At 73.0% G+C, this 25,038-nt stretch carries 27 protein-coding genes; 12 read left to right on the plus strand and 15 right to left on the minus strand.

Annotation, left to right across the window (positions count from 1 at the left end; translation table 11 throughout):
* Positions 1–150: 150 nt before the first annotated feature.
* Both ACFY2Q_RS25295 and ACFY2Q_RS25300 read right to left on the minus strand, forming a co-directional pair.
* Positions 151–762 carry a class F sortase gene (locus ACFY2Q_RS25295; protein ID WP_387134158.1) on the minus strand — a complete coding sequence of 204 codons (612 nt, stop codon included), beginning with the start codon at positions 760–762 and terminating at the stop codon, positions 151–153.
* 82 nt (positions 763–844) lie between these two features.
* Positions 845–1,330 carry a hypothetical protein gene (locus ACFY2Q_RS25300; RefSeq protein WP_387134160.1) on the minus strand — a complete coding sequence of 162 codons (486 nt, stop codon included), beginning with the start codon at positions 1,328–1,330 and terminating at the stop codon, positions 845–847.
* 214 nt (positions 1,331–1,544) lie between these two features.
* On the opposite strand from ACFY2Q_RS25300, the gene ACFY2Q_RS25305 reads away from it, so the two are divergent.
* Positions 1,545–2,846 (plus strand): lycopene cyclase family protein, encoded by a 1,302-nt coding sequence (locus ACFY2Q_RS25305; protein ID WP_387134161.1) that lies wholly within the window; start codon positions 1,545–1,547, stop codon positions 2,844–2,846.
* 11 nt (positions 2,847–2,857) lie between these two features.
* On the opposite strand, the gene ACFY2Q_RS25310 is transcribed toward ACFY2Q_RS25305, so the two are convergent.
* Positions 2,858–3,964 carry a serine hydrolase domain-containing protein gene (locus ACFY2Q_RS25310; protein WP_387134164.1) on the minus strand — a complete coding sequence of 369 codons (1,107 nt, stop codon included), beginning with the start codon at positions 3,962–3,964 and terminating at the stop codon, positions 2,858–2,860.
* Between the two features lie 110 nt (positions 3,965–4,074).
* Between ACFY2Q_RS25310 and rnhA the strand changes: the two genes are divergently transcribed.
* A complete protein-coding gene (gene rnhA, locus ACFY2Q_RS25315) occupies positions 4,075–4,551 on the plus strand; it encodes a ribonuclease HI (RefSeq protein ID WP_387134167.1) in 477 nt (158 codons plus the stop codon).
* 38 nt (positions 4,552–4,589) lie between these two features.
* On the opposite strand, the gene ACFY2Q_RS25320 is transcribed toward rnhA, so the two are convergent.
* The 4 genes from ACFY2Q_RS25320 to ACFY2Q_RS25335 form a co-directional block, all read right to left on the minus strand.
* Positions 4,590–4,826 (minus strand): preprotein translocase YidC, encoded by a 237-nt coding sequence (locus ACFY2Q_RS25320; RefSeq protein WP_387134170.1) that lies wholly within the window; start codon positions 4,824–4,826, stop codon positions 4,590–4,592.
* Between the two features lie 107 nt (positions 4,827–4,933).
* Positions 4,934–5,818, minus strand: a complete 885-nt coding sequence (locus ACFY2Q_RS25325; protein ID WP_387134172.1) for a pentapeptide repeat-containing protein — start codon at positions 5,816–5,818, stop codon at positions 4,934–4,936.
* A 195-nt stretch (positions 5,819–6,013) separates the two neighbouring features.
* Positions 6,014–6,742: a B3/4 domain-containing protein gene (locus ACFY2Q_RS25330; RefSeq protein ID WP_387134174.1), complete on the minus strand. Its 729-nt coding sequence runs from the start codon at positions 6,740–6,742 to the stop codon at positions 6,014–6,016.
* A 7-nt stretch (positions 6,743–6,749) separates the two neighbouring features.
* Entirely contained in the window at positions 6,750–7,361 is a 612-nt protein-coding gene (locus tag ACFY2Q_RS25335; RefSeq protein ID WP_387134176.1) for a LysE family translocator, read from the minus strand.
* A 62-nt stretch (positions 7,362–7,423) separates the two neighbouring features.
* On the opposite strand from ACFY2Q_RS25335, the gene ACFY2Q_RS25340 reads away from it, so the two are divergent.
* Positions 7,424–8,917: a PLP-dependent aminotransferase family protein gene (locus ACFY2Q_RS25340; protein WP_387134178.1), complete on the plus strand. Its 1,494-nt coding sequence runs from the start codon at positions 7,424–7,426 to the stop codon at positions 8,915–8,917.
* 48 nt (positions 8,918–8,965) lie between these two features.
* On the opposite strand, the gene ACFY2Q_RS25345 is transcribed toward ACFY2Q_RS25340, so the two are convergent.
* Genes ACFY2Q_RS25345 through ACFY2Q_RS25355 form a run of 3 tightly spaced genes read right to left on the minus strand, consistent with a single transcriptional unit; the run spans position 8,966 to position 12,072 of the window.
* Positions 8,966–10,387, minus strand: a complete 1,422-nt coding sequence (locus tag ACFY2Q_RS25345) for a DUF6297 family protein (RefSeq protein ID WP_387134181.1) — start codon at positions 10,385–10,387, stop codon at positions 8,966–8,968.
* Positions 10,384–11,001 carry an ATP-binding cassette domain-containing protein gene (locus ACFY2Q_RS25350; RefSeq protein ID WP_387134183.1) on the minus strand — a complete coding sequence of 206 codons (618 nt, stop codon included), beginning with the start codon at positions 10,999–11,001 and terminating at the stop codon, positions 10,384–10,386. The genes ACFY2Q_RS25345 and ACFY2Q_RS25350 overlap by 4 nt, the downstream gene beginning before the upstream one ends.
* Before the next feature lie 36 nt (positions 11,002–11,037).
* A complete protein-coding gene (locus ACFY2Q_RS25355) occupies positions 11,038–12,072 on the minus strand; it encodes a helix-turn-helix transcriptional regulator (RefSeq protein WP_387134186.1) in 1,035 nt (344 codons plus the stop codon).
* Positions 12,073–12,116: 44 nt separating this feature from the next.
* Here ACFY2Q_RS25355 and ACFY2Q_RS25360 point away from each other — a divergent pair, with 44 nt between their 5' ends.
* The gene (locus ACFY2Q_RS25360) at positions 12,117–12,596 is read left to right on the plus strand and encodes a hypothetical protein (RefSeq protein ID WP_387134189.1); all 480 of its coding nucleotides are present in this window, start codon (positions 12,117–12,119) and stop codon (positions 12,594–12,596) included.
* Entirely contained in the window at positions 12,596–13,054 is a 459-nt protein-coding gene (locus ACFY2Q_RS25365; protein ID WP_387134191.1) for a hypothetical protein, read from the plus strand. The genes ACFY2Q_RS25360 and ACFY2Q_RS25365 overlap by 1 nt, the downstream gene beginning before the upstream one ends.
* A gap of 33 nt (positions 13,055–13,087) precedes the next feature.
* On the opposite strand, the gene ACFY2Q_RS25370 is transcribed toward ACFY2Q_RS25365, so the two are convergent.
* The 3 genes from ACFY2Q_RS25370 to ACFY2Q_RS25380 form a co-directional block, all read right to left on the minus strand.
* A complete protein-coding gene (locus tag ACFY2Q_RS25370; RefSeq protein ID WP_387134194.1) occupies positions 13,088–14,533 on the minus strand; it encodes a cryptochrome/photolyase family protein in 1,446 nt (481 codons plus the stop codon).
* 86 nt (positions 14,534–14,619) lie between these two features.
* Complete coding sequence (locus tag ACFY2Q_RS25375; protein WP_387134197.1) at positions 14,620–15,807, minus strand: low temperature requirement protein A; 1,188 nt, start codon at positions 15,805–15,807, stop codon at positions 14,620–14,622.
* Positions 15,808–15,815: 8 nt separating this feature from the next.
* Positions 15,816–16,235, minus strand: coding sequence for a hypothetical protein (locus ACFY2Q_RS25380; protein WP_387134200.1), 420 nt, complete (start codon positions 16,233–16,235; stop codon positions 15,816–15,818).
* 189 nt (positions 16,236–16,424) lie between these two features.
* Between ACFY2Q_RS25380 and ACFY2Q_RS25385 the strand changes: the two genes are divergently transcribed.
* Together ACFY2Q_RS25385 and ACFY2Q_RS25390 are read left to right on the plus strand one after the other, a co-directional pair.
* A complete protein-coding gene (locus ACFY2Q_RS25385; protein WP_387134203.1) occupies positions 16,425–17,510 on the plus strand; it encodes an S-(hydroxymethyl)mycothiol dehydrogenase in 1,086 nt (361 codons plus the stop codon).
* The gene (locus ACFY2Q_RS25390; protein WP_387134205.1) at positions 17,510–18,139 is read left to right on the plus strand and encodes an MBL fold metallo-hydrolase; all 630 of its coding nucleotides are present in this window, start codon (positions 17,510–17,512) and stop codon (positions 18,137–18,139) included. The genes ACFY2Q_RS25385 and ACFY2Q_RS25390 overlap by 1 nt, the downstream gene beginning before the upstream one ends.
* A 42-nt stretch (positions 18,140–18,181) precedes the next feature.
* On the opposite strand, the gene tsaA is transcribed toward ACFY2Q_RS25390, so the two are convergent.
* Entirely contained in the window at positions 18,182–18,604 is a 423-nt protein-coding gene (tsaA, locus tag ACFY2Q_RS25395; protein WP_387134208.1) for a tRNA (N6-threonylcarbamoyladenosine(37)-N6)-methyltransferase TrmO, read from the minus strand.
* 63 nt (positions 18,605–18,667) lie between these two features.
* On the opposite strand from tsaA, the gene ACFY2Q_RS25400 reads away from it, so the two are divergent.
* The 3 genes from ACFY2Q_RS25400 to ACFY2Q_RS25410 all read left to right on the plus strand — a co-directional run bounded on the left by ACFY2Q_RS25400 (position 18,668) and on the right by ACFY2Q_RS25410 (position 21,191).
* A complete protein-coding gene (locus ACFY2Q_RS25400; protein ID WP_387134210.1) occupies positions 18,668–19,135 on the plus strand; it encodes a VOC family protein in 468 nt (155 codons plus the stop codon).
* The gene (locus ACFY2Q_RS25405) at positions 19,122–20,234 is read left to right on the plus strand and encodes a DUF3626 domain-containing protein (RefSeq protein WP_387134213.1); all 1,113 of its coding nucleotides are present in this window, start codon (positions 19,122–19,124) and stop codon (positions 20,232–20,234) included. Before ACFY2Q_RS25400 ends, ACFY2Q_RS25405 begins: the two co-directional genes overlap by 14 nt.
* Before the next feature lie 243 nt (positions 20,235–20,477).
* Positions 20,478–21,191 (plus strand): hypothetical protein, encoded by a 714-nt coding sequence (locus tag ACFY2Q_RS25410; RefSeq protein WP_387134216.1) that lies wholly within the window; start codon positions 20,478–20,480, stop codon positions 21,189–21,191.
* Positions 21,192–21,253: 62 nt separating this feature from the next.
* Here the strand turns inward: ACFY2Q_RS25410 and ACFY2Q_RS25415 are convergent, their stop codons facing one another.
* The gene (locus tag ACFY2Q_RS25415) at positions 21,254–22,621 is read right to left on the minus strand and encodes a hypothetical protein (RefSeq protein ID WP_387134218.1); all 1,368 of its coding nucleotides are present in this window, start codon (positions 22,619–22,621) and stop codon (positions 21,254–21,256) included.
* A gap of 165 nt (positions 22,622–22,786) precedes the next feature.
* Here ACFY2Q_RS25415 and ACFY2Q_RS25420 point away from each other — a divergent pair, with 165 nt between their 5' ends.
* Positions 22,787–23,098 carry a MazG-like family protein gene (locus ACFY2Q_RS25420; protein ID WP_387134220.1) on the plus strand — a complete coding sequence of 104 codons (312 nt, stop codon included), beginning with the start codon at positions 22,787–22,789 and terminating at the stop codon, positions 23,096–23,098.
* A 1,281-nt stretch (positions 23,099–24,379) separates the two neighbouring features.
* Positions 24,380–24,931, plus strand: coding sequence for a hypothetical protein (locus ACFY2Q_RS25425; RefSeq protein ID WP_387134223.1), 552 nt, complete (start codon positions 24,380–24,382; stop codon positions 24,929–24,931).
* Positions 24,932–25,038: the final 107 nt, after the last annotated feature.

Below are 25,038 nucleotides of genomic sequence, written 5' to 3' on the forward strand. Positions count from 1 at the left end.
ACGGGGATCGGGGTATCCGGGTGGGCCCGACACCCCGACGTCAAGGAACCCGAGTCGATCACCCCTTGCCGGGCGGTCAGAGCCGCCGCGTCCTGCCGAGCAGGGTCCGGCTCCCGACAGCGGGCGGGTGGCTCAGGCCGTGCGGGTGGCTCAGGCCGTGCGGGTGGCGAACACGACGACGTTGTCCACGTAGTTGCCGGTCGTGCTGTCGAATCGGCCGCCGCAGGTGATGAGGCGCAGCCCGGCGGTGTCCGCCGGGCCGTAGACCAGGCCGCTGGGGAAACGATCCTTGGGGTACGCCTGGACGCCGTCCACGGTGAACGTGGTGACCCGAGCGTCGGCGCGGGTGACCTGGATCTGCTGGCCGGCGCGGAGCAGGCCGAGGTCGAAGAAGACCGCCGGGCCGGCCGGGGAGTCGACGTGCCCCACCAGGACCGCGTTGCCCGTCTCGCCAGGGCTGGCCCCGTGCCGGTACCAGCCGGCGATTGTGGGCTGGTCCAGCGGCGGCACCTCCAGCACCCCGGCGGCGTCCACGCCGACCGGGACGATCTCGGCGTGGACGTCGATGGCGGGGATCTGCACCCGTACCGGCGCGGCGCGGTTCAGTGGCGCCAGGTCCGGTGCGGGCTGGGTTCGGGTCGGAGCGTCGGCGGGCGGGCGTGGTGGCCGTGCCGGGCCGCCGGTGAGGCCGACGGTGACCAGCCCCAGGCCGGACAGGCCGACCACGGCGACAACAGCCGGTAGGGTCCGCCGCCACCACACGTGTTGACCTCCGGATCGTCGGGATGCCCGCGCCGGTGTCACCGGCGCGGGCACCCGTCCTCAGGGATGGAGCAGCCGCCGATCAGGCGACGGTGGGCACCGGGCGACGCCGGCGGTACAGGATCAGCGCGCCGCCGGCGGCGGCGCCGAGCAGCGTGCCACCGGCGGCGAGGGCGCCGGTGTCACGGGTGTCGCCGCCGGAGCCGGCGGGCGCGCCGCCGATCGGGGTGACGGTGAACGTGGCGCTGCCCGCCGAGCTGCCGTCGCCGCAGGTCGCGGCCACCGTGTAGGTGCCCAGGGTGAACCCGGCGGTGAAGAGTTCGGCGCTCAGCCCGCCGCCGGCGGCGGCCGTGGTGGATCGGACGTTCTGGTCGCGGTTGGGTCCGGTGACGCGGAAGATGGCGTCACCCGACTTCGGGTTGCAGGTCGTCGCGGTGAGCACGACGGTCCCTCCGACCGGGGTGGTGGCCGGTGACACGACAGTGTCGGCCAGTGCGGCGCCCGGCAGCAGGAGCGTGCCGAGGCCCACGCCGAGCGCCGCCGAGCAGAGTGCTGTTGAGACCTTCATACGCGTCTTCCCTCACTTTTCGTCCGCTGACTGCGTGGGACGTCGTTCGGGTGGCCAACTCCGTGACTAGCACCGGTGTGCCCAACCCTAGGTGGGTTGGGTCCTCGATCCGGTGAAAATGAGAATTCTTCGTTGCCGTCACGTGTCCCCCCGAAGGCGGGGAGAGTCGCGCAAAGACCCGGTTCGCCGGGCCGCGCCGCGTATCGGGCGCCGGATGGCGACGCGCGATCGGACGGGACCGTGTGGCAGCGTGGGTGCGGTGACCGATTCCGCGCCGCTCGACGTCGACCTCGCCCTGCTCGGCGGCGGCGGCGCCGCGTCGCTGCTGCTCGCCGCGTTGGACCGGCACGGTGTGCGCGACAGGCGGATCGCCGTCGTCGACCCGGTGCGCCGACGCGGCCAGGACCGCACCTGGGCGTTCTGGGGTCACCCCGACAGCGACCTGGACCCGATGCTCAGCGCGAGCTGGCAGCAGGTCGAGGTGGCCACGGCGTCGCGGCGTCGCGTCCTGGACCTGGCCCCCCTGCGGTACGCGATGCTCCGCTCCGGCCCGGTCTACGACGCGGCTGCCGAGGCCGAACGCCGCCTGGGTGTCACCCGGATCCTCGCGCCCGCCGAGACGGTGACCGACGACGGTACGCATGTGCTGGTGCGTACCGGCGGCGGGCAGAGCGTCCGGGCCGGCTGGGTGCTCGACTCCCGCCCCCGCCCACCGGCGAGACCCGGGCGGACCACCTGGTTGCAGCACTTCCGCGGCTGGTGGCTGGAGGCCGACCGGCCGGTGTTCGACAGGCGGCGGGCGGTGCTCATGGACTTCCGCACCCCGCAGCCGCCCCGGGGCGTCTCCTTCGGGTACGTGCTGCCGGTGAGCGACCGTTACGCCCTCGTCGAGTACACCGAGTTCTCGCCGGACCTGCTCACCGACGCCGGCTACGACGCGGCGCTGGCCTCGTACCGGGACCTGCTCGGGCTGGACCCGGCCGGGCTGAGGGTGCGCGAGGTGGAGAACGGGGTGATCCCGATGACCGACGCGCCGTTCCCGGCCCGACCCTCACCACGCGTCGTACGCCTCGGAACGGCAGGCGGCGCCACCCGCCCCTCCACAGGCTTCACGTTCTCGGCCATGTACCGCCAGGCCGACCAGGTGGCCCGCGCTCTCGCCGCCGGCCGGGCGCCGGTGCCCGCCCCGGCGTACCCCCGGCGGCACCGCTGGATGGACGCGGTGGCGCTGCGCGCCCTGGACCGGGGTGGGGTCGGCGGCCCCGACTTCTTCGACCGGCTCTTCGACCGCAACCCGGCCGAGCGGGTGCTGCGCTTCCTCGACGGCGGGACCACCCCGGCCGAGGAGATCGCGATCATGAGTTCCACGCGGCTGCTGCCGATGATCGCCGCCACCGCAGGCGACGCGGCGCACCGCGTCCGCGACCGGCTGCGGCCCGCCCGGCCCGCGCCGCCCATCCCGGCCGCCGTGGTGGGCGCTCACCCCGGGCGCGACGACCGGCCGGGGCCCGGCTGACTCCGGACAGCTCAGCGCCGGGCGGCCACCGCATTGCGGACCAGCACCCGCAGATCCTCCATCGGGTCGCCGTCACCGGCCCCGAGCAGCGTCTTCGTCGCCGCCACTGTCAACCCCAGATCCGGGTACGCGTACGCGAGGCTCCCGCCGCTGCCGGCGGCACCGAACGAACCGTCGGCATCCACCGCGTACCCGAGGCCCCAGGTCGCCTCCTGCCCGAACACCCACTCCGGGCCGGCCCCGGCGGGCGTCGTGGCGGTGGTCAGCCGGGCCGGCGAGATCAGCCGGACACCGTCCACCTCGCCGATGAGCGCGGCGAGCATCCGTGCCGCCGCGCGGGCGGTCATGGTGCCGGTGGCCGGCACCTCGGCGGTGAGGAAGTCGGCGCGGCTGCCGATCTCCGCGCCCGGCCGGACGCCGGCCGGGGCGACACGGTCGAAGTTCGGCAGGTTGGCACTCGCGTAGTCGAACAGCGCCGACAGGTTGCGGTCCTCCACCCGGGCCAGCCGGTCCAGGTCGCCCGCCGGCACCGCGAGGTACAGCTCGTCGGCGACCCCGAGCGGCCCGGCCACGTCCTCGGCGAGCACCTCCGAGACGCGCCGGCCGGTCGCCCGGCGGACCACCTCACCGACAAGCCAGCCGAACGTCCACGCGTGGTACGCCTTCAACTCGCCGGGCGGGGCGATCGGCTCGGTGTCGGCAAGGATCGCGCACATCCGGTCCCAGTCGGCGAAGTCCTCCGGCGTGATGGCCTCCGGCAGGGCGGGCACGCCCGCGGTGTGGGTGAGCGCGTGCCGCAGGGTGACGCGGTCCTTGCCGTGCCGGGCGAACTCCGGCCACACCTCGGCGATCGGCAGGTCGTAGTCCAGCCCGGCGCGCTCGGCCAGCACATGCACCACAGTCGCGGTGAGGACCTTGCCGGTGGACACGCTCCAGATCGGCGTGTCGGCGGTCAACGGCCGACCGGTGGCCCGGTCGGCGCTGCCCGCGTGCACCTCCAGGATCGGCTCACCGTCGAGGTATGCGGCGGCCTGCACGCCGGATTCCCGCCCGCTGGTGATCAGCTTGTCGATCGTCTGCCGCACCTCGGCCCGCAGGCCGTCCCAGCTCCCGTTCACGGGATCGACTCTGGCAGACCGGGCCGGGCCGGCGCGCTCGATTTTCGCCGGCCGGCGTGGATGCCCCCCGAGCAGGACCTGCGACGTCGCCGCCCGGTAGGTTGCCTGCCATGGTGGACGTGGCGGCCGGCAGGGGTGTGCAGATCTGGACCGACGGGGCGTGCAGTGGCAACCCCGGTCCGGGCGGCTGGGGTGCGCTGTTGCGCTACGGCGACCACGAGCGGGAGTTGTGCGGCGGTGAGGCCACGCCGACCACTAACAACCGGATGGAGTTGATGGCCGCCATCCAGGCGTTGGAGAGCCTGAACCGGCCGGTCACCGTGGAGCTGCACACCGACAGCACCTACGTGCGCAACGGCATCACGAGTTGGCTGGCGTCGTGGAAGCGCAACGGTTGGCTGACCGCCGCGAAGCAGCCGGTGAAGAACGCCGACCTGTGGCAGCGGCTGGAGGCGGCCTGCGAGCGGCACCAGGTGACCTGGCTGTGGGTCAAGGGGCACAACGGGCACCCGGAGAACGAGCGGGCCGACGGGCTTGCCAACAAGGGCATGACCGAGGCGCGGGCCGCCGCGCCGGCCAGCCGCTGACCCTGCGCCGGGCGGTCAGCCGCTGATCGCGCCGCGTGTCAGCGTGCCGCGTCCGGATGGCCGGGCATGCTCGATCCGCCGCCACTGCTTCCGGACGACCCGCCCGTCATACCCGAGCCGTTGTCCTCGGTCACGATGTCCGGCCGTGCGTCGGTGTCGTCCGGCGGCGGGACCTCGGTGTCCGCCTCGACCTGCACCAACGGCACTTGACCGGCTTCGTCCTCGGCGTGTGCCGGGTCCGCCGGTTCCGCACCGTCACGCTTTCGGAAACCCACGCCGTGCCCCCCGTCGATGCCGCTCCGCGTCGGCGGTGGCTACCCGGCGTCGGCTCAGCGAAACCTCGCCCGCCTGCCGCCTCCTCCGTCGGGCACCGTGCTGACGGTCAGTGGCGTCGGCGTCGGCGGGTTGTGGCGGCGGGCGCAGCGCGGCGTACCGGTGTGAGTGGCAGGGCCGTCCAGTGCGCCGGCCGGGTGAGCGTCGCCGGCAGGCCGGTGCGCGCGTCGCCCCGGGCGGCGTCCAGTTGGGTCTGGTGCAGGAAGAGGGTGCCGCGCAGGTCCGCGCCCCGCAGGTCGGCCCCGCGCAGGTCCGCGCCTGTGACGTCGGCCTGGCCCAGGTCGACGCCGCGCAGGTCGGCGCCGATCAGCAGCGCCCCGCGCAGGTTGGCCCGCCGCAGGTCCGACCGGCGTAGGTCCGCCCCGATCAGCCGGGCACCTCGATGATCGGCGCCTCCTGGGGACCGCGCCGCGTCGCCGGCCCCGGACAGCAGCGGGTTGACCCGGTCGCGGTGCGCGGCGACGTCCACCGTGCGCAGCCGCGCCAGGTCGGCGGCGGTGAGCGCGGCCGTGTCGGCGCGGGCACGTTCCAGGTCGGCGCGCAACCCTGCCGGCGGGCGCAGCGCCAGAGCCTCGGTGAGATACCAGAGAAGCTCGTGCAGCGCCCGCAGCACGGTGAACGCCTCGGCCATCGCCGGTAGCGTCTCCGGCGCGTCCCGCCAGTCCCGACCGCCGAAGGTGACCTGGGCGACCTGCTGCCCGGCGCCGAAGCAGTCGAACACCGTGCAGCCCGGGAACCCGCGCTCGCGGAGCTGCGTGTGGATGCCGCAGCGGTGGTCCGGGCGCAGGTTGGGGCAGGGCCGCCCGGCCGGCTTGTCGATCGCGAAGTCCGCCGACGCGGCGAAGGCGGGCACCACGCAGCACAACCCGAAGCAGCGCGCGCAGTCGGCGCGCAACTGCGCCGAGCCGGGCGGCGGCGCGGGGTCGGACGACATGCGACAGCCTCCGGTGGTCGGGACCACCATTGTCCTGCGCGGCACCTCGACCGGGCCGGTCGGGGGTCACCGTCCGTGCGCGTCGCCAACCGTCGCGGAACTGGGAACGTGCCGGTTTCGCCGCTCGCTGTCGCGTTTCACGACGCCCGGCCGCCACTGCGCAGACCCCAGGGCCACGACGACCGTCACCGTCGTCTAGGGCGTCACCGCCTGACCGGGCGCGGTGGCCGCCCGCACGGTGAACTGTGGCGCGGCGGAGGTCAGCACGGCGGAGGCCACCGGTGGACCCCACCCGGCGGTCAGGTCCGTCACCAGCGCGGCGACCAGCCGTGTCACGGCCGGCTCGGCGTCGGCGTGCAGCGCCTCGGCGACGATCAGCACGGACGACGTCTCCGCCCGGACGGCCGAGAGGCCGCTCTGCCGATTGACCCACCGCCGCGCGTGGGCGCGCCCGGCGGCGTCGGCGTAGGTCACCTCGCCCGGGTCGGGATGTTCGGTGTCGCCCGCGAACGTCACGTACTCCTCGTCGCCGTGTGCCAGCCGGACGGTCAGGTCGCCGTCGACCCGGTCCAGGTCCAACACCGCGACCGGGATGGCGTACGCGGCCGAGACGGCGTTGCACAGATCGACGAGCGGGTGCAGCCGGGGCAGTTCGCCGTCCAGGCGCAGCCGGCGCAGCAACGCCTCGGCGGCGCACCGGTACTGGGTGGGCCGCAACCCCATGGCCGTGTACGCCCGCCGCCACGCCTGGATCTCCGCGAAGGTGCTCTCGGTGCCGCCGGCCAACCGCTGCCGGGCGAGGGCCAGGTAGCCGGCGGTGCGCTCGCCGACGTCGGCTGTGGCGGTGATCCCGGTCGCCTGCACCACGCCGGCAAACAGGTCGGGGTATGCGGCGCGTAGCTGCGCCGAGTGTGCGAACCGCACGGGACTCCTATCGTTCGGTGAGGGCGAGTGTCACGCCGAGTGCGACGAACGTGCCGGCGACGGACCGGCGCAGCCAGTCGGTGACACGGGGGCGGGTCAGCACCCGGTCCCGTACGCGGGCGGCGAAGATGCCGTAGCCGCTGAACACCGCGAAGGTGAGCAGCATGAACACCGCGCCGCAGACGAGCATCGCCCGGGTCGAGCCGGGGGCTGTGGTGTCCACGAACTGGGGGAGGAACGCGACGAAGAACAGCGTCGGCTTGGGGTTGAGCAGGTTCACCAGGACCCCGGAGACGATCACCCGGGTCGCCGAGCGGGCCGGTTGATCGCCGCCGGCCGTGAAGGCGCTGCGGTCCCGCACCGTCGACCAGGCCAGGTAGAGCAGGTAGCCGACGCCGAGGTACCGGACCACCTCGAACGCGGTCGCGCTCGTCTGCATCAGAGCGGCCAGCCCGGTCATCGCCGCCAGCAGGTGCGGCACCACGCCCAGCGTGCAGGCGAACGCCGCCAGCACCCCGGCTCGGGCGCCTCGCGAGAGCCCGGCGGAGAGGGTGAAGAACACCCCGGTGCCCGGGGTTACCACCACGACCAGCGTGGTGATCAGGAACGGGACGGTCACGGTTGTCCTCCGGCGTGGTGGGTGGGACGGTCTCCTGCCCACTTTGCTGCCACGATGGTCCGATGAGCAGGGCCATACCGAACGCGCCCGAGGGGTCCATATCGGCCGGGTCGGATTTTTTGCACCTGACCATCGCCGACGCGCCGCCCGGCGGACGCGCCGACTGGCTGGCCGCGCGGCTGCGGCAGGCCATCGCCGAGGGCCGGGTTTCGATCGGCGATCGACTTCCCGCCACCCGCCTGCTCGCCGCCGACCTCGGCGTCTCCAGAGGTGTGGTGACCGAGGCGTACCAGCGGCTCACCGAGGAGGGCCACCTCACCGGCCGGGGACGGGCCGGGACTGTGGTGGTCGGCAGCCCGGCCGCGCCGGCACCGCCGGCACCCGCCCCGACCGCCGCACCGGCACCGGCGGCGCTCTTCCCGCCGGCACCGGGCAGCGACATCTTCGACGCGGTACGCGCGGCACGAGCGACGATCGACCTGACGCCCGGCGTACCCGACCTGACTGCTTTTCCCCGAGCGGACTGGCTGCGCGCCGAGCGGACCGTGCTGCGTCGCCTGACCGCGGCCGACCTCGGCTACGGCGACCCGTGCGGCGCGCCCGTGCTGCGGCAGGCCGTGGCCGCCCGACTGGCCCGCAGCCGCGGCATCGCCGTCGACCCCGCCGACGTGATCATCGTGGCCGGCGTGTCCCAGGCGCTCGGGCTGCTCGCCCAGGCGTTCGGCCCGGCCGGCATCGACCGGATCGCCGTCGAGGACCCGGGCTCACTCGGCGTACGCCAGCACCTGAACAACTGGCGGATGGCCACTCCGCCGATCGCCGTGGACGACGCCGGCCTGCGTGTCGACGAGCTGGCCGCAAGCGGCGCCCCGGCGGTGCTGCTCACCCCCGCGCACCAGTTTCCGACAGGCGTGGTGCTCGACGGTGACCGCCGCCGGCGGCTCGTCGAGTGGGCGCGGGCCGGCGGTGTGATCATCGAGGACGACTACGACGCCGAGCACCGCTACGACCGTCCACCGGTGCCGGCGTTGCGCGGCCTGCTGCCCGAGCAGGTCTTCTACACCGGCAGCGTGTCCAAGCTGCTCGCCCCGGCGCTGCGGGTGGGCTGGCTGCTCGTGCCGTCCCGCTGGCGCGAGGCGGTGGTGGCCGCGAAACGCAACGCCGACCTGGGCAACGCGGTGCTGCCGCAACTGGTGCTGGCGGAGCTGATGACCTCCGGCGCGCTGGATCGGCACCTGCGGCTGCTGCGCCGCCGGCACATCCGCCGCCGGGATGCGATGATCGCCGCCCTGACCCGGCACCTGCCGGGCACCACGGCGCACGGCGCCGCGGCCGGGCTGCACCTGATGATCACCGTGCCGGGCGCCGTGGCGGACACCGACCTGGCGGCGGCCACACTGGCGCGCGGCGTGAAGGTGCAACCCCTGACCTGGCACTGCCAGCGCCCGTACCGGCCCGGTCTGGTTCTCGGTTACGCGGCCCGCACGACGACCGAGATCGAGAACGGCGTCACGCAGGTCGCCGCCGCGCTGCGCGCCCTGATCCACAGCGTCTGACGACTGAGCGGCGACACCGGCCCGCAACCAGGTGAGCCGTCGGGCTGGTCAGCGCAGGAACAGTTGGACGAGCACCAGCACGGCAAGCAGCGCCGGCCCGCGCGAGCCCTGGCGCAGCAGGTCCACCGGGATCATCCCGAACGGCGTGTTGACAGTCGCGCCGCCGTAGTTGATCGGCGGCCGGGTGCCGGCCCGCCAGGCGGCGGCCACCACGCCGAGCGCCAGCGTCGGCGCCAGCCAGGGCGGCCCGGGCTCGACGGTGGGCAGGGTCAGCAGCCACCACAGGCCCGCGCCGATCGCCGGCACCACCACGTGGATCCCGCGCAGCAGGTTGTCGCTGCCGCCGAGCGCCCGGCGCAACCCCGGTGACCGGCTGATCGACCGCAGGCCGCCGGTGAGCCGGCCGGTGGCGAGGTAGGCGAACACGACCTGCGCGGCGCCGGCCAGCCCGGGCAGGGCGAGCGCGGCAGCGTACTGGACGCCGATGAGCGCCGCCCAGATCAGCAGGGCGCTGGGGTGGCGGCGCAGCCGGCGTATGTCGGCCTGCAACAGCGCCCACCAGCCCGGCCCGGGCAGGATCCGGCTGCTGCGGACCCGGCCGATGCGGCGCCACCGCCGGCTCTCCATCAGGCCGGTGAGCAGGCTGGGGTCGAGCAGGATCGTCGCCGTGGCGGCGGCGTTGGCGAACTGCGCGCCGGTGGTAAGCGTGGCCCGGTCCACCCGGGGCAGCGCGCGGACCGCGAAGACCGTGCCGGCGACCGCGAGCGGCACCCCCACGGCGACAAGCGCGGTCGTCGGCAGCGCCGCGGGCCGGGGCAGCCCGTCCCCGAGTCGACCGGCGAGCACCACCGCGGCCGTGACGACGCCGGCCGTCACCATCGGCACCGCCCCGACGAGCGTGGGCCACCGCCGGCCCGTCCGGCCGCCCTGCGCGACGACGCTCAGCGCCAGCGCGGCGGCGCCCCACCCGGCGCCGGCGCCCGCCGCCCAGCCCAGGGCGCCCGGGTCGGTGGTGCCGCCCAGCACTGCCACGGCCACGCCGAGCAGCGCCGTGCCGGTCGCCGCGCCCGCCAGCAGGACACCGAGGCGCGGCGCCAGCCAGGCCCGCCGGTCGACGGGCGCGCTCGTCACCCAGCTCTGCGTGGCCGGGGTGACAAGCAGCGGGCCCAGCGCCCGCAGACCCCGCCAGGCGAGCCCGGCGCCGGCCAGCAGCGCCGCCACCGCCAACCACCATCGCACCCCCGGGTCGGCGCGGCCGATGGTCGGGGAGGCAAGCATGTCGCGGCTGGCGCTTATCGCGAACCAGCCGTACATGCCCACGAACAGGACCATGACGTACGCGTCGCCCAGCACGTCGCCGAGGGAGTGCTCGTGGTGGCGACGGCGGGCCTGACGCAGGCGCGTACGCACCTGCCGGGCCGTGGGCAGCTCGGCAGGCGCCGGGGCGATCGTGGTCGGCTGGGTGGTCACCTGCCGATCTCGATCCGCTCGTCGACCACCGCGTCGATCAACTCCGGGTCGTGCGAGGCCAGCAGCACGGCGGTGCCGGCGTCCCGCTCCCGGCGCAGCCGATCGGCCAGCCACTGCCGGCCACGCACGTCCAGCCGCTGCTCCGGCTCGTCCAGGATCAGCACCCGGCGGGGGCGTACGAAGCAGGACGCCAGCGCCAGCCGACGACGCTGACCGCTGGAGAGGGTCACCGGCAGCTGGTCACGGGCCGGCTCCAGGCCCAGCTCGGTGAGGACTTCCTCGACCGGCTCGGCGTTGCCCCCGTGGGCGTACGCGACCAACTCCAGGTGCTCGACCACTGACAGGTCGGGGAAGAAGTCGATGTCGTCAAGGGCGGCGGCCACCAGCGCGCGAATCTGCGGATCGGTCTCGTCGGCGCGGCGGCCCTGCACGAGCACCTCACCCGTGTCCGGCCGGTCGGCGCCGACCACGCAGCGCAGCAGGGTGGTCTTGCCGCTGCCGTTGGGGCCGAGCACCACAGCGATCCGGCCCGCCGCGAGCGTGAAGCTCACATCGTCGAGCACGACCAGATTGCCGAAGTTGCGGCCAAGTCCCCGTACCGAGAGCGCATCCACGGTGACACACTCTCCCAGACCGTGCCGGCTGGCCGTTTACCGACTCGTACTCGCGAGGGGTGGCCCGCCACGCCGGCGCTGTCGTGCCGGCTGCGCGGTGGGGGCGTAGAGGGCGGCCAGGCCGGCCGCCGTGGCGGCCAGGCGCTCGCGGAGCGCGACAGGGGTCAGCACCTCCACGTCGGCGCCGAGGCGCAGCAGGTCACCGTGGGCGTGGGTGAGCGACTCGATGGGCAGCACGGCGGTCACCCACCCGTGCGCGTCGGGTGGTCCGGCGCTGGCGTCCACGGCGGCCACCACCGGATCGCTGCCGATCTCCCGCAGCCGTTCCCGGCCGGCGGGGGAGAGCCGGACGGTGGCCTCGTCCCGGTGCAGCCGGGCGCGGAACCCCACGACGTGCTCCCGCCACCAGGTCGGCAGGTCGAAGTCGGCAGGCCGCTCGAACTCCTGCGCGAGCGGGGTCAGGGCGAGGATCTGGTTGACCCGGTAGGTCGCCGGTTCGTACCGGCCGGGCTGGGTGGCCACCACGTACCACCGGCCGCCCTTGAGCACCAGGCCGTACGGCTCCAGCACCCGTGTCACCTCGCCGCGCCAGCTGCGGTAGCGCACCTCGACGCGGTGCTGTCGCCAGACGGCCTCGGCGGTGCGGGCCAGCTCGGGGGAGGCGTCGCCGTCGGCGTACCAGCCGGGGGTGTCCAGGTGGAAGCGTTGCTGGAGTTGGGTGGCCCGGTCGCGCAGCGGCGCCGGCAGCGCGGCGTGCAGCTTGAGTTGCAGCGCGGCCACCACGTCGCCGTAGCCCAGCTCGTCGGCGGGGCCGGGCAGCCCGGCCAGGAAGAGCCTGTCGGCCTCCTCGGCGGTCAGGCCGGTCAGCCGGGTGCGCCAACCGTCGACAAGTTGGTAGCCGCCGGCGTGCCCGGCCTCCCCGTACAGCGGGATGCCGGCGGCGTGAAGCGACTCCACGTCCCGGTAGATGGTGCGCGGGGAGACGGCCAGCCGCTCGGCGAGCTGTGCCGCGGTCAGCCGGCCGTGCGACTGGAGCAGCAGCAGGACGGAGAGAAGTCGACTGGCCCGCACTTCACTGACACTAGCTGTCAGGGGAGCGGTCGTACCGTCCCGGCATGGCCTTTCGCGACAAGGATCTGACAACCCCGGGACCGATCATGGTGGACGGTCGACAGCTCAAGCGCTACCACGTCGACCAGCCGGAGCGGCGTATCGAGCCGGAGGTGGAGAAGGCCGCCTACGACCTGCTGCCGGCGCTGCTGGCCGACGCCCCGCGCGACGGCACCCCGGCCGCCGGGTGGGTGGTGCTGCACCGGGGCGCGGACACCGGTGCCTACCTGCTGGCGTACACCTGGGTGTGGGACAACGCGCTGGAGATCCGTGTCGGGGTGGCGGGGCAGCCCGTGCTGGACTGCCCGGACCAGGACCCCGCACATTTCGTCCAACTGCGCCGTCCCGTCGTGGGCTGTGTGTGGGAGGTGGCGGTGCTGGAGCACGAGCGGGCCGCCTGGGTGCGGCACATGCTGGCGCCGGAGAGCCCCGACCTGCCCGGCTATCTGCGGGACACGCGAGCGGAAGGGCCGGTGGGCCGCTGATGGGCGACTTCGACTTCTACGTGGGCACCTGGAACGTGGCCAACCGGCGGTTGCGTGAGCGGCTGGCCGGCTGCGACGAGTGGGACGAGTTTCCGGGGGTGTCGGTCGCGCACAGCTTCTTCGGCGGCGGCGGCAACTTCGACGAGGTCACCTTTCCGACCAAGGGCTTCTCCGGCGCCACGATCAGACTCTTCGACCCGGTACGCGAACAGTGGTCGATCTACTGGATGAACAGCGGTCGCGGAGTGGTGGAGCCGCCGCCGATGGTGGGCCGTTTCGTCGACGGCGTGGGCCGCTTCTACGCCGACGACCAGCACGAGGGGCGACCGGTGCGGTGCCGGTTCATCTGGTCGGAGATCACCGCGACCACGGCCCGCTGGGAGCAGGCGTTCTCGGTCGACGGCGAACGCACCTGGGAGACGAACTGGATCATGACGTCGACCCGGGTGCCCGACTGACTCAGCACGTCACCATCGGCGACCGGCGGCCCGTCACGGGGCGGTGCTGCCCCGCTTCTCCTCCTGCGCCACCACCGCCTCGCGGTGCTCCGGCTCGTCGCGGCGCGCCAACTCCGCGGCGAGCCGGGGGTCGGTCACCAGCCGCTCCCGGTTGCGGTGCAGGAAACTCTCGAACCCCCCGGTGTACGGGCAGGCCAGGTCGCCAAGCGCCCGCTCCGGCACATACCGGCAGCCGCCGCAGTAGTCGCTGATCTCGTCGATGTCGGTGCCGTCCACCGCGTACGGGCGGGTGTCCACCCTGGACAGGTCGGCGTACTGGCTCATGCCGATCACCGTCGCGTTCATCACCCAGTCGGTGCCGTCGACGAAGCAGCGCTCGAACCAGTCCGCCACCTCGGCCGGACGCCAGCCGCGCTGCAACGCGTAGTTGCCCAGCACCAGCAGCCGGGGCGTCTGGTGCGTCCACGCCCGGTCCCGGACGGCGGCGAGCACGTCGGCCAGGCAGCGCGCCTCCACCGCGTCGGCGTCGAGGTCGGCGAACCAGTCCGGGATCGGTTCGGTGGCGGCCAGCCAGTCCGCGCCCCGGAACCGGGGCTCGAAATACCAGTACAGCTGCCACAGGAACTCCCGCCAGCCGAGCAGCCCGCGGATGAACGGCTCGACCGCCGTCCGCGGGGCCGTGCCGGCCCGCCACGCCTGCTCGGCGGCGCGTACGGCCGGCTCCGGGTGCAGCAGCCCGAGGTTGAACGAGGACGAGAGCGCGGAGTGCGCGAACAGCGGGTCGTCGGCGCTCATCACGTCGGCGTAGCGGCCGTACTCGGGCAGCCGGTGGGTGAGGAAGTGCTCCAGCCGGGCCTGCGCCTCGGCGTGCGTGGCGGGGTGCTGCCGGGGGCCGTCCCGGCCGACGAACCGCACCCCGTCGGCGGCCCACACGTCCAGGTCGCGGCGGACCTGCGCGTCGATGTCGTCCTCGACGATCGGCGGCGGGGGTTCGGCACGGCCCTGCGCACCCGGATGGCGGGTCTGCCCGGCGGCGTTGACAGGCCCGGTCAGCACGATGTGCTGACGGCGGACGTGGCGGTAGTGGTCGGCCATCCGCAGCGGGCCGCGCCGGGTCCGGTCCGCCCAGGCGGCGAAGTCGGCCTGGCTGGTGATGAAGCCACGAGCCGGCAGCACCGTCAGCCCGGGCACCGTGCGGGCGAAGCGCAGGGCCGCCCAGGAGTGCGGATGGCTCACCTCGACGGGCTCGGCGACCTGTGCCAGTGCCTCGCGGAACGTGTCGGTGCGCAGCAGCAGCGCCCGATCACCCAGCTCGGCGGCGCGGTGCCGCACTGCCGAGAGGATCAGGTGTGCCTTCTGCCTGTGCATCGGCCGACGGCGGAACAACTCCTGGATCTCCACCAGCAGCACCGGCTGAGCAGGGTCGTCGAGGAAATGTGGCCCGAGTTGGTCGGCCAACAGCCATCGGCGGCGAAGCATGCCGCAATTCTGCCGACTTCCGGGCCGCCGCGCCCAAACTCGTGCCGCATATTCGGGTCCTATCACCGAACTATGCCGCGCCGAGGTCAGGCCCGGCCCGCCTCGGCTCGCATTGGCGCGGCACCGTCGTCGCGCCGACGCAGCAGGACGGTGAGCGCCACCAGGGCGACAAGCAGCAGCGCCAGCATCTGCACCGGGGCCGGCCCCAGCGGCGCGAGCAGCGCCAGCCCGGCGACGACCGGGTAGGCCACGACCACACCGCCGTGCTGCTGGCGGCGGACGTGCAGCACCCACACGGTCAGCAGGAAGACAGCCATCGGGATGGCCACCGCGTAGCCGGCGGTGATGCCGGAGATGTGGCCGAGGTGCCGCTCGTGGTCCACCACCACCGTCAGGCCCGCGCCGACCGCCGCGACCGCCGCGAAGATCAGGTAGTGGCCGTAGCCCCAGATCAGGGAGTAAGGCAGCCGGTCCGGCGCCTCGATCGGCCTGTCGAAGTAGAGCCACCAGAGGGCGAAGACGATTGCCGCACCGGCCGCCGCGAGTGACCAGAGCTGATGGTCGCCGGCGTCGAGGCCGGTCTGGATCGCCACCGAGATCGCCAGTACCGCCTCGCCGAGCACGATGAGGGTGAACAGCCCGTACCGCTCGCCGATGTGCCCGGGGTGCCACGGTGTCATGCCGGGCCGCTCGGCGACCGCCGGCACCAGCAGGTCGGCCAGCCCCAACAGCACGAACGACGCGATGCCCCCCTCGTCGGGAAGCGTGAGCCGCAGCAACCAGCCGAGCTGCACCACTGTCACCCCGATCGCGTACCGGCGTGCCGCCGCACGGTGTGCCGGGTCCCCGGCGGCGGCCCGGGTCCACTGCGCGACGGCGGCCAGCCGCATCACCACGTACCCGTAGGTGATGACGGCGAAGTCGCCGTCGGCGAAGGCGCGGGGCACCCCGGCGGCCAGGATCAACGCGCCGGAGATCTGCACGAGCGTGGTGAGCCGGTAGACATCGTCGTCGGTGTCGTACGCCGACGCGAACCAGGTGAAGTTCATCCACGACCACCAGATCGCGAAGAACACCATCACGTAGCTGGTCACCGCGTGACCGAGGCGGCCCTCGGCGACGTCGTGGTGCAGGCTGGTCGCGGCCTGCGCCACGGCCACCACGAAACACAGGTCGAAGAGGAGTTCCAGCGGCGTGGCCGTGCGGTGCGGCTCGTCGCGGCTGCGCGGCCGCATCGGCCGGTAGAACGGCCGCACCGAACGCGAATGGGTCACCGCCGAGGTCAGTGGCGTCGGCGCCCGTGGGTCAGCCCCTCCAGGACCATCGTCAGCCCAGCGCCGACAAGCCACACGTCCTTGGCCAGGCCGACGCCCTGCTGGGTCGGGCGGATGCTGCCCGGCTCCCGCATCCCCGGTGTCTTCAGGTACAGCTGCACCAGGCCCGCGCTGAACGCGGTGAGGCCGAGACCCACCAGGGGCGTCGGGACGAACGGCGCGAGCAGCGCGGCCCCCAACGCGATCTCGGAGTACGACAGCAGCTTGGCGAAACGCGCCGGCTCGAACTGCTTGAGCTGCGGCATGGCCGCCGCCGCCATTCCGTGCATGCCTGCCGCGGCCTCGCCCTCCAGGTTCCGCTTGCTCAGACCCGAGTTGAGGAAGTACGCGCCGATGCTGACACGCAGCGGCAGATGCGCGAGTTTCATGATCACTCCTGGTGGCCGTGGTCGGAACTTCGGCCCGCGTACCCCACGTGACCCGCGATAACCCGCCGCCCGGTCGGCTGGGGCCGGCCGTGGTGAGCGCGGTAGGTTCGGCAGGGGCCTATCGCCGAGCCCGGTTTCACACACCTGCCGGCATCCGGTCCCTGCCGCAGACCACCAGCAGGAGGCGAAGTGAGCCAGCAAGTCCGGGGAGTCATCTCCCGCAGCAAGGGAGCACCGGTCGAGGTCACCACGATCGTGGTGCCCGATCCGGGCCCCGGTGAGGCGATCGTCCGGATCCAGTCCTGCGGGGTCTGCCACACCGACCTGCACTACCGCGAGGGCGGCATCAACGACGAGTACCCGTTCCTGCTCGGCCACGAGGCCGCTGGCATCGTCGAGCAGGTGGGCGACGGCGTCACCGACGTCGCGCCGGGTGACTTCGTGGTCCTCAACTGGCGGGCCGTCTGCGGAGACTGCCGGGCCTGTCGCCGGGGCCGGCCGTGGTACTGCTTCAACACCCACAACGCCAAGCAGCGGATGACCCTCACCGACGGCACCGAGCTGGCCCCGGCGCTGGGCATCGGCGCGTTCGCCGAGAAGACGCTCGTGCACGCCGGCCAGTGCACGAAGGTCGACCCGGCCGCCCGACCCGCCGCGGTGGGCCTGCTCGGCTGTGGGGTGATGGCCGGGCTCGGCGCGGCCATGAACACCGGCAACGTCACCAGGGGAGACTCGGTAGCGGTGATCGGCTGCGGCGGCGTCGGCGACGCGGCGGTGGCCGGCGCGGCCCTCGCGGGCGCGACGACGATCGTCGCGGTGGACACCGACACCCGCAAGCTGGAGTGGGCCCGAAAGTTCGGTGCCACGCACACCGTGAACGCCTCCGAGACCGACCCGGTCGAGGCGATCCGCGCCGCCACCGGCGGGTTCGGCGCCGACGTGGTGATCGACGCGGTGGGCCGTCCGGAGACGTGGAAGCAGGCCTTCTACGCCCGGGACCTGGCCGGCACCGTCGTGCTTGTCGGCGTGCCGACCCCGCAGATGCAGGTCGAGCTGCCGCTGCTTGACGTCTTCGGGCGCGGCGGCGCCCTCAAGTCCAGCTGGTACGGCGACTGCCTGCCCAGCCGGGACTTCCCGATGCTCACCGAGCTGTACCTGCAGGGCCGCCTCGACCTGGACGCCTTCGTCACCGAGGAGATCGCGCTCGACCAGGTCGAGAACGCGTTCGAGCGGATGCACCACGGCGACGTGCTCCGTTCGGTGGTGGTGTTCTGATGACCGCCAGGGTCGACCACGCGGTCACCTCCGGCACGTTCTCCCTCGACGGGCAGACGTTCGACGTCGACAACAACGTCTGGGTCATCGGCGACGACAGCGAGTGCGTGATCCTCGACGCGCCGCACGACGTGCCGGCGATCCTCGCGCTTGTCGGCGACCGGCGGGTCCGGGCGATCCTCGCCACCCACGCGCACGACGACCACGTCCGCGTGGCGCCGGAGCTGGCCGAGGCCACCGGCGCCCCGGTGCTGCTGCACGCCGCCGACCGCGTCCTCTGGGACATGGTCCACCCCCACCTGCCTCCGCACGGCGAACTGCACGACGGTCAGGAGATCGAGGTGGCCGGCACCACGCTGCGGGTGCTGCACAGCCCCGGGCACAGCCCCGGCGCGTGCAGCTTCTATGCCCCGGATCTGGGTGCGGTGTTCACCGGCGACACGCTCTTCGCCGGCGGGCCGGGCGCCACCGGTCGCTCGTACAGCGACTTCGACACAATCGTCCGGTCGATAAGCACCCGCCTGCTCACCCTGCCGGCGGAGACGATCGTGCACACCGGGCACGGCGACGACACCACAATCGGCGCGGAGGCCCCCCACCTGCAGGAGTGGATCGCCCGGGGCCACTGACCTCTGGCACGCCGCCGCGGCGGCTGGCGCGCGGTCGACGGGTCAGCGCTCGTCCACCGCGCCCAGCACCGGCTTGACATCGAGCACGGGGGTGCCGTCGAGGGCTTCCAGATCGGCCACCCGCACACGCAGCCCGTCGACGGCAAGCACCCGGACGAGGTGCAGGCCGATCGGGTTGGGGCGGTGCGGGGAGCGGGTGTTGAACACTCCGGTCTCCGGTCGGCCCTCGTCGCCGCGCGGGTGGACCACCAGCACGTCGCGGCGGGCGCGGTCCAGCCAGGTCAGCACCAGCATCTCCGCGCCCACCGACAGGTCGCGCACAGCCCGCTCGACCGACGGGTCGAAGACCAGCCAGGCGGCCGGCGCACCTTCGTCGCCCTGCCGGGGTGCGCTCGCCGCGTCGGTAAGCGGCGAGACGACCCGCCCGACCGGCCGCAGCACGTACGCCTCGTCTGTGTCGGCCATCCTCGACCCCCTCCGGACTGCGCCTGAATCTACCGCCGCCGACCGACGTTACGATCTGCCGTCATGACCGTCGAACAGCCCGCGCCCGTCGTCCGTCAACTGCGCCTCGTCGTGGAGGCTGCCGACCACGAGGCCGCCGTCGCGTTCTTCCGCGACGCGCTCGGCCTGACCGAGGAGGCGGCGTACAGCGGCGAGGGGGACGCCCGCGTGGTGATCCTGGACGCCGGCCGCGCCACGCTGGAGATCGCCAACCCGGCGCAGAAGCGCATGATCGACGAGGTCGAGGTGGGCCGGCAGGTCGCGCCGCGCATCCGGGTGGCCTTCGAGGTGGACGACGCCGAGGCGACAACCGCCCGGCTGGTCGCCGCCGGGGCGAACGAGATCGCACCGCCCACCCGCACGCCGTGGCAGTCGCTCAACTCCCGCCTCGACGCCCCGGCCGACCTGCAGATCACCGTCTTTCAGGAGTTGCGGACGCCGGACGAGCGGGCCGCTATGGAGGGCTTCGGGACCGCACGTGACGACGACTGAATCGGCCGGGCCGACCGCTGCGGCTCTCACCGTGGCGCAGGCCGCGGCTCTGGCGTACGTCCGCAGCACCGCCGTGGTCGAGCGCCCCGCCGCGCTGGCGGCCCTCACCCGGGACCTCGCCGCCGCCGGCATCGACCACCTGCCGCAGCGGCTGCTCGCCACGGTCGACTCCGTTGGCCGGCTCACCGTCAACTTCCATCCGGATCGGCTGTGCGCCGACGGGCGGACCGTCGCCACCGCACTGGCCGACGACGGGGTGTACCGCAGTCAGTTCGTCACAGGGATCTCCAACGGCGGGCTCACCGCGTACCCCGGCGGCGATCGGGACCTGTGGGAGCGCCGGATGTTCGACGGCGCGTACCACGGGACCGGGGTGACCCCGGAGGAGCGGCCCACCTACGGCGGCCTCAACCTGCTCGGCCACGCGGACGGCGCCTGCCCCCGCTTCGGCTCCTGCCACCTGCGGCTACGCCCAACGGTGCTGACCCGGGCGACCTTCTGCCTGGGCGACAGCCACCTCGGCCCCCGTACGGTGGGCACCGCCGATGCCTTCGAGGCGGTGCTCGCCGGGCTCGTGACCGGCACCGCCGCCACAGGTGAGTGCCTGGGCCGCACAGACACGGACGTCGCGGCGCTGGTCCGGACACTGCTCGACGGGCCGCGCGCCGCGCCCGCTGTCGGTCGCGCGCTCGACGACTACGTGGAGGCCCAGATCCACGGCGTCCTCGACCTGGCCCAGGACGTCGAGGAGTTGGTGGCGGACCCGTCCTTCGCCGGCACCGAGACCGGCGCTGCGCTTGAGTCGATCGCCAAGCGCTACGGCTTCCCGCTGCGGTGGCACCCGGGCTTCGTGCTGGCCGTCGACGGGGTCGACCCGGATTTCCGAGGCCCAGCGATCCCGGTGCTGGCGGAGCGTCTGCACCGGGAGTTCGCCCGACCGGGCGATTCGGTGGACGCGGCCCTGATCGGTCGGGGCGCGGTGTCGGTGGTGACCGAGCCGGCCCGCTGGGCGGACCGGGGATCGGCTGCGGAGACCCTGCAACACCTCAAACAGCTCTGGCACGTCCTGGTCCGCTACGGCACACCCGCCGTCACCTGAGGCCTTCGTCCCGGCTGTCCGTTTCCGAGGGCCTGCGCGTGCGCCCTGGTCGCGGCTGAGCCGCCTGTCCGATTCCCGGAGGTGACCGGGGCCGCACCTCGCCCCGGGACCGGCATATCCGGAATGACCGACAGGTCAACCTGGTTGTGTCCCCCGTACCGCCGGAGCTCAAACCCGTCCCGCGGTCATCTCCCGAGGAGTGTTCACCCCGGAGCGCTCCGCACGATCGAAGGGGCAATCATCGTGAAGGTCGACTTCACTCGATGGCTCCCGGCCATCGCTAAGGACTCATACCGCAAGACCGCGCTGAGCGTCCTCGGTGTGGCAGCGCTGGGCGGCCTCGCATTCGGGCCGACCGCCGTCGCCGCCCCGGTCACCTCCGGACCGCACGAGGGTGCGGTCGCCGCCATCGACCTCGCCACCGGCAAGGCCGCCACGTCGGCGCGCCAGGACGACCAGCCCGTCGAGTCGGGCCTCACCACCGGCTCGCCGACAAGCAAGCCGCCGGCCGGCAAGCCCAGCCGCGACGAGTTGATCCCGCACGGCGTCGAGGGCGCACAGTCGCGCATCCCGCTCGACGACGCGCAGATCGAGAACGCCCGCGAGATCATCGACGTGGCCAAGAAGACAGGCGTCGGCGACCGTGGCGCGGTGATCGGCATCGCCACCTCGTTGCAGGAGTCGAAGCTCTACAACCTCGGCCACCTCGGCGCATACAACGACCACGACTCGCAGGGGCTGTTCCAGCAGCGCCCGTCGTCGGGTTGGGGCACGCCCGAGCAGATCACCGACCCCGAGTACTCCGCCACGGCGTTCTTCAACTCCCTGAAGAACGTGGGCGGCTGGCAGGACATGCCGCTGACCGCCGCGGCGCAGACCGTCCAGGTCTCCGCCTACCCCTACGCGTACGCGCAGTGGGAGGAGCAGGCGGCGGACCTCGTCCAGCAGCTCTCGTAACACCCACCGCACACACACGCCGGCCGGCTCCCGTAACGGGGGCCGGCCGGCGTCGTCGTGTCTCAGCAGGCGGGGTACAGGCGGCGGGTGCCGACACCAGCGGCGTACGCGGCCCGGTCACTGAACCGGCAGCCGTAGTCGGCTCGCGCCACCACCGCCGGGTCCGTCACCGTGTCGCCGGCCGGGCGCTTGCCCGTGCGTACCCAGGACACCAGGTCGTCCCACGCGGCGCCGGCCTCGGCCGGGCTGAACTCGCAGTGCTGCGTGGTCCGGATGGCACGCTGCACCACCAGCCGGCTGCGACCGTGCCGAGCCACATCATCGGCGTACGCCTGCTCCATGCTGAACGGCACGAACAGGTCACCCAGGCCGTGCAGGCTGACCACCGGCGCGCTCGGGCGGCCGGCGATCCTCGGCACCTCGGTGAGCGTCGGCAGGAGCCGCTGCACGAGGTTCTCCGGCGCGACCCGCCGCACCGTGGCGTTGACGTCGGCGGGGCTGTTCGGGCTGTAGCGGGTCAGCAGGTTCGTGGAGATCTGGCCGGGCCGCTGGGCGGGGGAGGTGCCGCCGTCGGTCACCGAGATCGAGAAGAGGAAGTCCTTCCAGACCGCGAAGGCGGCATCGGCGCCGGGGCGTGGCCCGCCCGAGCGGTTCACCGTGATGGCCCGCAACTGCTTGCCGCGCTCGGTGGTGGTGTCCGGCCCGGTGGGCGTGAGCCCCGCCAGACCCAGCGCCACCTGGATACGGGGCACGGCGTTTGTCAGGTAGTCCGCCGGCGTCGGGTAGGCAGGCACCCCGGCGAGAGCCTGCGCCACCAGGTTGTAGTCGAGGAAGAAGTCGAGCAACGTCTGGTCGCCGAGCACCCCGCACATGGGCAGCGCGCCGTCGTAGAAGCCGGGGTACTGCTCGAGCGAGCGACCGATGACGTACCCGCCCATCGACACCCCGGCGAGATACGTGCGGTGCGGCTTGCGCACCGTCCGCCCGAAGTGGTCGGCGAGATCCTTCGTGCTCAACACCCCCGAGCGGATGTCGAAGCCGTTGCGGTCGTACGACGACGACGCCCACGCGTACCCCTGGGCCAGCAGCCGCTGACGCATGTCGTAGGCCGGCGGCTCCGGCGACAGCACAGTGCCCTGACCCCGGTAGCCGTGCGCCCACAACACCAGGTCGCCGTTCCACCGGGCGGGAACCTCGATGATGTACGCGGCATGGCGGTGCACGCCCTGGCGTACCGTCGTCGGTTTACCGGCCACCACCAGCGGCGCCAGCGGCGGATTCTCGATCGTGTAGCCCGGCAGCGGCTGGCCGCCCCGGGGGTCGCGGTCAGCCGCGCCGGCCGGTGCGGCGCCAGCGAGACCGACCGCCAGGGTCAGCGTGGCGGTGGCGGCGAGCAGACGGCGCAGGGTACGAACGGGTACGGACAGCATCGATGCTCCCCATCGGACGGATGTTAGGCGGGACGGTGCCTACCAGCCGGTAGCGCCCTGAACCTAGAACCGCCTTCGATCACTGTCAATGGCGTACTGACCAGGAACTCAGGACGCCCGCCCCGGTTGCGCGGCCCGCCCGGCCGGTCGGGTTGACTGGTCGACGTGAACGAGTCGATCTGGGATGCGGCGCGCGCCTCGCGCAGTTGGTTGGACGCGGCCAACGGCGCCGGTCAGACGGAACTGACGTGTCGCATCCTCAAACTGACCGAGGAGGCGGGCGAGGCGTCGGCCGCGTGGATCGGCCTGCTCGGGCAGAACCCCCGCAAGGGCGTCACCCACACCCGCGAGGACGTGGCGGCAGAGTTGGCCGACGTCGCCTTCACAGCCCTGGTGGCCATCGAGAGCCTGGGCCTGGACGCGCAGACGGTGCTCAACGACTGCGCCACAAAGGTCCGCTCCCGCCTAACCAGTTAGGAAGGGGCCCCTCTACAACAAAATCCGATAACAAGGGGCCGTTAATCACCTGACCGCGTGTCCGCCCCGATCGCGTGGTGGGCCTGACCGCGTGAGCGCTTGACGCCTGGCCGCGTGTCCGCCCTGGCCGCGTGTCCGCCCTGGCCGCGTGTCCGCCCTGGCCGCGTGTCCGCCCTGGCCGCGTGTCCGCCCTGGCCGCGTGTCCGCCCTGACCGCGTGTCCGCCCCGACCGCGTGGTGGGCCTGACCGCGTGAGCGCTTGACGCCTGGCCGCGTGAGCGCTTGGCCGCGTGAGCGCTTGGCGGCCTGGGGGCCTGGCGGCCTGGGGGCCTGGGGTCGAGGCAGCCACTCGGGCAGCCCGACCATGATCGCCAGGACAGGGCCTGGACGTCCGAGTGCCGAACGCTGGGCCGCTTGGCTGCCGGGTGCCGAGTGCCCAGGCGCTGGGCCGCCGCCCTGGCCACCCGAGCGTCCGAGCGCCTGATCGCCTGATCGCTTGGCTGTCTGGTCCGACTGAGTGCCTTGGTGGGGCTGAGCGCCGAGCCGCCTGGTGTGGCGGTTGGCTCGCGCCGAGGTGAATCGAGCGCGGCCAGGCGCGTGTTGGCAATGCGAGGCCTGCCCGCGCCCGGATGCGCGACGCAGGCGAGCCAACCCGGGGCCATTTGGGGGTTTTGTGCGATTGTGGGGTGGCGTTCGGCCGAGGGGCCGGGTTGATCGACTCGACATCGGCGATGTCGGGGTATCCCGGTGCCGTGGATACCGCGATATCAGCGATGTCGAGTGGATCATCCCCTCACGGGCCGGTCTGACCGGGCTGGGCGATGCCGGTGTAGGCGAGATGTCGTCTGTGGGTGGTTTCTGGGTGTGACCGGTGGCATCCTGGGGCCGGAATCGTGGCGGCCTCGGACGGGTTACATATCCTGACGATCGCAGTACCACCGGCCGCCGGCCCGCCCCGCACGCGGGGTTGGAATGCCCGGCCAGGCCCGGTCGTTACATCCCCACGACCGGCTCGCCGGGCCCCGGAATGACCCCGGTCCTCTGGTGGTTGCATCCTCCACGACCGGCCGCACCGGTTCGATGTGCGGATGGGCCGCCCCCGGAATGGCCATGGCCTGTCGGTCGTTGCATCTGGACCCGGCGCCACGAGCCCCCGGCCGTAGGTCGCCGAATCCCCCCAAGACTTTCCCCTTTTGTTTGTGCAGCGCCGGACGAGGTGCTCACACCCTCAGCCACCGTCCCCCTGGTGGTGGGTGTTTCCTACCCCCGAAGGAGCTACCCCATGAACACGATCATCCGTAAGAGCATGCTGTCCGTTGCTGGTCTCGCGTTCGCCGGTGGTGTGTTCGCCGGTCCGATCGCCGCTCACGCCGCCACCCCTGTCGATACCAAGCCGGTTGCGGTGCAGTCGGTGAAGCCGCAGGGTGAGCAGTCGCGCATTCCGTTGAACGATGAGCAGACCGGCAATGTGAAGGCGATCATCGCCGCGACGAAGAAGGCCGGCATGCCCGAGCGGGCCGCGGTCATCTCCATCGGCACGAGTTTGCAGGAGTCGAAGTTGGAGAACCTGGGTCACCTGGGTGACCGTAACGACCATGACTCGCTGGGTCTGTTCCAGCAGCGCCCGTCCTCGGGTTGGGGTACGCCGGAGCAGATCACCGACCCCGCCTACTCGACGACGGCGTTCCTGAAGGGTTTGAAGCAGGTTGATGGTTGGCAGGACATGCCGTTGACCGACGCCGCGCAGACCGTGCAGGTCTCGGCGTACCCGGACGCGTACGCGCAGTGGGAGCAGCAGGCCGCCGACCTGGTCGGCCAGTACTGGAACAGCTGACCCACCGCAGGACCACACAGCACCACCGCAGGACCGCAGGACCGCTGGCCGGCACCCCCGAACACAGGGGTGCCGGCCAGCGGCATGTCCGGACCCCAACCCGGATG

Source organism: Micromonospora sp. NPDC000316 (assembly GCF_042898885.1).
In the GTDB taxonomy this organism is placed as follows: Bacteria; Actinomycetota; Actinomycetes; order Mycobacteriales; family Micromonosporaceae; genus Micromonospora.

Excerpts from the sequence above, each read along its gene's own strand:
- ACFY2Q_RS25300 (WP_387134160.1), bottom strand. The coding sequence starts at position 1,330 with ATGAAGGTCTCAACAGCACTCTGCTCGGCGGCGCTCGGCGTGGGCCTC.
- ACFY2Q_RS25305 (WP_387134161.1), top strand. The coding sequence starts at position 1,545 with ATGGCGACGCGCGATCGGACGGGACCGTGTGGCAGCGTGGGTGCGGTG.
- rnhA (WP_387134167.1), top strand. The coding sequence starts at position 4,075 with ATGGTGGACGTGGCGGCCGGCAGGGGTGTGCAGATCTGGACCGACGGG.
- ACFY2Q_RS25325 (WP_387134172.1), bottom strand. The coding sequence starts at position 5,818 with ATGTCGTCCGACCCCGCGCCGCCGCCCGGCTCGGCGCAGTTGCGCGCC.
- ACFY2Q_RS25340 (WP_387134178.1), top strand. The coding sequence starts at position 7,424 with ATGAGCAGGGCCATACCGAACGCGCCCGAGGGGTCCATATCGGCCGGG.
- ACFY2Q_RS25360 (WP_387134189.1), top strand. The coding sequence starts at position 12,117 with ATGGCCTTTCGCGACAAGGATCTGACAACCCCGGGACCGATCATGGTG.
- ACFY2Q_RS25365 (WP_387134191.1), top strand. The coding sequence starts at position 12,596 with ATGGGCGACTTCGACTTCTACGTGGGCACCTGGAACGTGGCCAACCGG.
- ACFY2Q_RS25370 (WP_387134194.1), bottom strand. The coding sequence starts at position 14,533 with ATGCTTCGCCGCCGATGGCTGTTGGCCGACCAACTCGGGCCACATTTC.
- ACFY2Q_RS25380 (WP_387134200.1), bottom strand. The coding sequence starts at position 16,235 with ATGAAACTCGCGCATCTGCCGCTGCGTGTCAGCATCGGCGCGTACTTC.
- ACFY2Q_RS25390 (WP_387134205.1), top strand. The coding sequence starts at position 17,510 with ATGACCGCCAGGGTCGACCACGCGGTCACCTCCGGCACGTTCTCCCTC.
- tsaA (WP_387134208.1), bottom strand. The coding sequence starts at position 18,604 with ATGGCCGACACAGACGAGGCGTACGTGCTGCGGCCGGTCGGGCGGGTC.
- ACFY2Q_RS25400 (WP_387134210.1), top strand. The coding sequence starts at position 18,668 with ATGACCGTCGAACAGCCCGCGCCCGTCGTCCGTCAACTGCGCCTCGTC.
- ACFY2Q_RS25415 (WP_387134218.1), bottom strand. The coding sequence starts at position 22,621 with ATGCTGTCCGTACCCGTTCGTACCCTGCGCCGTCTGCTCGCCGCCACC.
- ACFY2Q_RS25425 (WP_387134223.1), top strand. The coding sequence starts at position 24,380 with ATGAACACGATCATCCGTAAGAGCATGCTGTCCGTTGCTGGTCTCGCG.